Origin of the sequence: Stenotrophomonas maltophilia (genome assembly GCF_047497515.2) — a bacterium.
Taxonomy (GTDB): domain Bacteria; phylum Pseudomonadota; class Gammaproteobacteria; order Xanthomonadales; family Xanthomonadaceae; genus Stenotrophomonas.
On the sequence record NZ_JAXAXL020000023.1, the window covers coordinates 44119 to 47756 of the forward strand.

Sequence of the window (3638 nt, forward strand, 5' to 3'; positions counted from 1 at the left end):
GCCAGCAGTGCGGCGAAGGCGCCGCGTGCCGGTGGCGTGGATGTATACCGGTTGGCGGTGCCGAAGGTGGCGGCGGTGCTGGGGTGCGTGCGGTAGATCCACGCCATGCGTGGATGACCGTTTGGTAGATGCCAACCTTGGTTGGCATGCGGGAAAGTGCCAACCAAGGTTGGCACCCATCCATGCGGATGCCGGGCGAGATGCGGGTCGCCAGCAGTGCGGCGAAGGCGCCGCGTGCCGGCGGTTGCGGGGTGCGTGCGGTAGATCCACGCCCTGCGTGGATGGTGCCCGCGAAGGGGTCAGAGCCTTTTCCTGCGGAAAGGGACCCGACCCCGGGCATTGCCGCTCAGCGCGACAACACCCTGGCGCGCTGCTGCTCGTACTCGACCTCGCTCAGCTGGCCATTGTCCTTGCGCTGGTTCAACGCGGCCAGTTCGGCCTGCACGCTGTCCGGCAGGGCCTGTTCACGGGCCACGTGGCGGGCGGCGGAGAGCTGCTCCGGCGGGCGCTTGCCGGCCCGCCAGGCCGCGATGAAGACACCGACAATGATGGCGCCGAACACCAGCGTACCGATGCCCCAGATCAACCATTGCATCCATCCCAGTTCGGGTCCCATCGCGCATTCCTCCGTCTATCGTCGCGCTATTGTCAGCGCTCGCGCAGCCATCGCGCCACCTGTGGCGCGAAATAGGTCAGCACGCCATCGGCACCGGCCCGCTTGAAGCCCAGCAACGATTCCATCACGCAGGCGCGCTCGTCCAGCCAGCCATTGGCGAAGGCGGCCTTCATCATCGCGTACTCGCCGCTGACCTGGTAAGCGAAGGTCGGCACGCCGAAGGTCTCTTTGACCCGGCGCACCAGGTCCAGGTAGGGCATGCCCGGCTTGACCATCACCATGTCGGCGCCCTCTTCCAGGTCCAGCGCGATTTCGCGCAGGGCTTCGTCGCCGTTGGCCGGGTCCATCTGGTAGGTCTTCTTGTCGGCCTTGCCGAGGCTGGCCGCGCTGCCCACCGCATCGCGGAACGGGCCGTAGAAGGCCGAGGCGTACTTGGCCGAGTAGGCCATGATGCGCACGTTGATGTGGTTGGAAGCATCCAGCCCGCGGCGGATCGCGCCGATGCGGCCGTCCATCATGTCCGACGGCGAGACGATGTCCGCGCCGGCCTCGGCATGCGACACCGACTGCTTGACCAGTGCGTCGACGGTGATGTCGTTGAGCACATAGCCCTTGTCATCGATGATGCCGTCCTGGCCATGCGTGGTGTACGGGTCCAGCGCCACGTCGGTCATCACCCCCAGTTCCGGGAAGCGCGACTTCAGCGCGCGGATCGCCCGCTGCGCAAGGCCGTCCTCGGCCCACGCCGCCGACGCATCCAGCGACTTCAGCGACGGGTCGATCACCGGGAACAGGTCGATCACCGGAATGCCCAGTTCCAGCGCTTCTTCGGCCACCTTCAGCAGCTCTTCGATCGACAGCCGCTCCACGCCCGGCATCGAAGGCACCGCGGTGCGGCCGGCAAGCTCGTGCACGAACACCGGGTAGATCAGGTCGTCGGTGGTCAGCGTGTTCTCGCGCATCAGGCGGCGCGAGAACTCGTCATGGCGCATGCGGCGCGGGCGGTACAGCGGATGGGACATGGCAGGCTCCGAGGAGTGGCTATTGCAACAGGTAACCCTGCGGCAGCAGGGGTTCGGGCAAGGGGCGTTCGCCGAGCGCGTCGAGCTGGTCGATCTCGATCGTGCGCACCAGCGCGTCCAGCGGCAGGTCGTTCGGCTCCAGGCCGAACGGGTCTTCCATTTCTTCGCCCAGCTGGTCCAGGCCGAAGAAGGCGTAGGCCAGCACCGCCGACAGCACCGGCGTGCCCCAGCCCAGCGAACTGGCCAGGCCGAACGGCAGCAGCACGCAGAACATCCACGCGCAGCGGTGCAGCAGCAGCGTGTAGGCGAACGGCAGCGGGGTGGTGAGGATGCGCTCGCAGCCGGCCTGGATCGATGACATCGCGTGCAGGCGTTCTTCCAGCTGGGCGTAGAGGATCGGGTTGAGTGCACCGGCGCGAAGGGCCTGGGCCAGCTCGGCGGCGATCATCGCCAGCAGCGCATCGGCCACGTTCTCGCGCTGGCCCAGCTGTTCGCGCTGCGGCTTGTCCAGCCACGGCAATGCCGCCAGGGCGACGATGCGCCCACGCAGCCGCGCCGCCAGCGCATGCGCGAAGGCAGTGGTGAGGTAGGCGATGCGGCGGCGGCGGCCGGCGTCATCGGCCAGCAGCAGGTTGACCTGGCGGGCCAGCGAACGCGACTCGAAGACCAGTTGGCCCCACAGCTTGCGGCCTTCCCACCAGCGGTCATAGCAGGCGCTGTTGCGGAAGCTGAGGAAGATCGACAGGACCAGGCCGAGCAGGGTGAACGGGGTCACCGAGACGCGCTCGATGCCGGTCGGCGGCGCCAGTTCGACCACCGCGGCGACCGCGATGGACAGGATCAGGATGGCCAGCACCTTCGGCGCGATCGCTTTGACGATCGAGCCGCGCAGGATGTACAGCAGTTGCCAGCCGTGGGGACGGGGTCGGATGATCATCGGGCAGCCGCGCCGGGCGCGGATTCACAGGCACGCGGGGGGCTCGCGCAGCCGCTCATTGTACGCCCCTGCCCGGCTGTGGGCCGTGTGCCTGCGACGCCCTGTCGCACCCGGGGACGGGCTCAGATCACGCCGCCACCCAGGCCGAGACGGAGGATGCCGACCACCACTACGATGCCGTTCAGGACCAGCCCGGCCCAGGCCCGGCCGCGCTTGCTCGGGTGGGTGAACAGGATGCCCAGCGCGGCGATCACCGCGCCGACGGCAGCGAACGGGATGAGGAACCAGTTGCCCCAGCCCAGCAGCGGAATCAGCGCCAGGATCATCCACAACAGCGCCAGTGCGCCCCACAACAGACTGATCACACCCATGCCGCTCTCCCGCCGTTGGTTCCTGGGCCCACCATAGACGTTCCCGCCGCTGCCGCCTACTGCCATTGGCGGGGCTGTCACCGGGGCCGTGCTAGCGTTCGGTGGTGCGTGCCCTGGCCCGGGTGTTGGCGCCGATTCAGAGTGGCCCGCCGATGATCACAACCAATCCTGCAGGGGTGATGCCATGAACATTCGTTGGGCCGCGTTGGCGGCCATGCTGCTGGCCGCCGCCGGTTGTGCCAGCACCTCCAAGGTGATGCTGGGCCGCGCGCGCGCACCGATCGACCCGGCGCAGGTGCAGATCTATTCGACGCCGCCTGCGGGCTCCCAGGAAATCGCCCAGCTGGAATCGGCGTCTGCGGTGGGTTTCGGGACCCAAGGCCAGACCGATGCCGCGGTGGCACGCCTGAAGCGTGAAGCCGCAGCACTGGGTGCCAACGGCGTGGTGCTGGTGGGCGTGGGCAGCAGCGGCTCGCCGGTCGGCATGTCGGTGGGCGCCGGCAGCTTCGGCTCGCATGTCGGTGGCGGCGTCGGCATCGGCATTCCGACCACGCAGAAGCGCGCCGCCGGTGTCGCGATCTGGGTACCGAACCCGCAACCGCCGGCACGCCTGCCGACGCAGGTGATCACGCCGCCGCAACGGTGACGCGACTGCGTCACCGCCGGTAGTTGGGGGGGGGGGGGGGGGGGGG

At 68.7% G+C, this 3638-nt stretch carries 5 protein-coding genes; 1 reads left to right on the plus strand and 4 read right to left on the minus strand.

Going from position 1 to position 3638, the window contains the following annotated elements; translation table 11 throughout:
- Window positions 1-346 precede the first annotated feature (346 nt).
- The 4 genes from ACMZPQ_RS21175 to ACMZPQ_RS21190 form a co-directional block, all read right to left on the minus strand.
- The gene (locus ACMZPQ_RS21175; RefSeq protein WP_040006915.1) at window positions 347-616 is read right to left on the minus strand and encodes a gas vesicle protein GvpG; all 270 of its coding nucleotides are present in this window, start codon (window positions 614-616) and stop codon (window positions 347-349) included.
- Window positions 617-648: 32 nt separating this feature from the next.
- Window positions 649-1638: a porphobilinogen synthase gene (gene hemB / locus ACMZPQ_RS21180; RefSeq protein ID WP_133935866.1), complete on the minus strand. Its 990-nt coding sequence runs from the start codon at window positions 1636-1638 to the stop codon at window positions 649-651.
- A gap of 19 nt (window positions 1639-1657) precedes the next feature.
- A complete protein-coding gene (locus tag ACMZPQ_RS21185) occupies window positions 1658-2575 on the minus strand; it encodes a bestrophin family protein (RefSeq protein WP_197580972.1) in 918 nt (305 codons plus the stop codon).
- A gap of 122 nt (window positions 2576-2697) precedes the next feature.
- Window positions 2698-2946, minus strand: coding sequence for a hypothetical protein (locus ACMZPQ_RS21190; protein WP_197580971.1), 249 nt, complete (start codon window positions 2944-2946; stop codon window positions 2698-2700).
- A gap of 184 nt (window positions 2947-3130) precedes the next feature.
- Here ACMZPQ_RS21190 and ACMZPQ_RS21195 point away from each other — a divergent pair, with 184 nt between their 5' ends.
- Entirely contained in the window at window positions 3131-3592 is a 462-nt protein-coding gene (locus tag ACMZPQ_RS21195; RefSeq protein WP_312647011.1) for a hypothetical protein, read from the plus strand.
- Window positions 3593-3638: the final 46 nt, after the last annotated feature.

What these genes read in the sequence shown, in the direction of transcription:
- hemB (WP_133935866.1), bottom strand. Translation starts at nt 1,638, where the DNA reads ATGTCCCATCCGCTGTACCGCCCGCGCCGCATGCGCCATGACGAGTTC.
- ACMZPQ_RS21195 (WP_312647011.1), top strand. Translation starts at nt 3,131, where the DNA reads ATGAACATTCGTTGGGCCGCGTTGGCGGCCATGCTGCTGGCCGCCGCC.
- ACMZPQ_RS21175 (WP_040006915.1), bottom strand. Translation starts at nt 616, where the DNA reads ATGGGACCCGAACTGGGATGGATGCAATGGTTGATCTGGGGCATCGGT.
- ACMZPQ_RS21185 (WP_197580972.1), bottom strand. Translation starts at nt 2,575, where the DNA reads ATGATCATCCGACCCCGTCCCCACGGCTGGCAACTGCTGTACATCCTG.
- ACMZPQ_RS21190 (WP_197580971.1), bottom strand. Translation starts at nt 2,946, where the DNA reads ATGGGTGTGATCAGTCTGTTGTGGGGCGCACTGGCGCTGTTGTGGATG.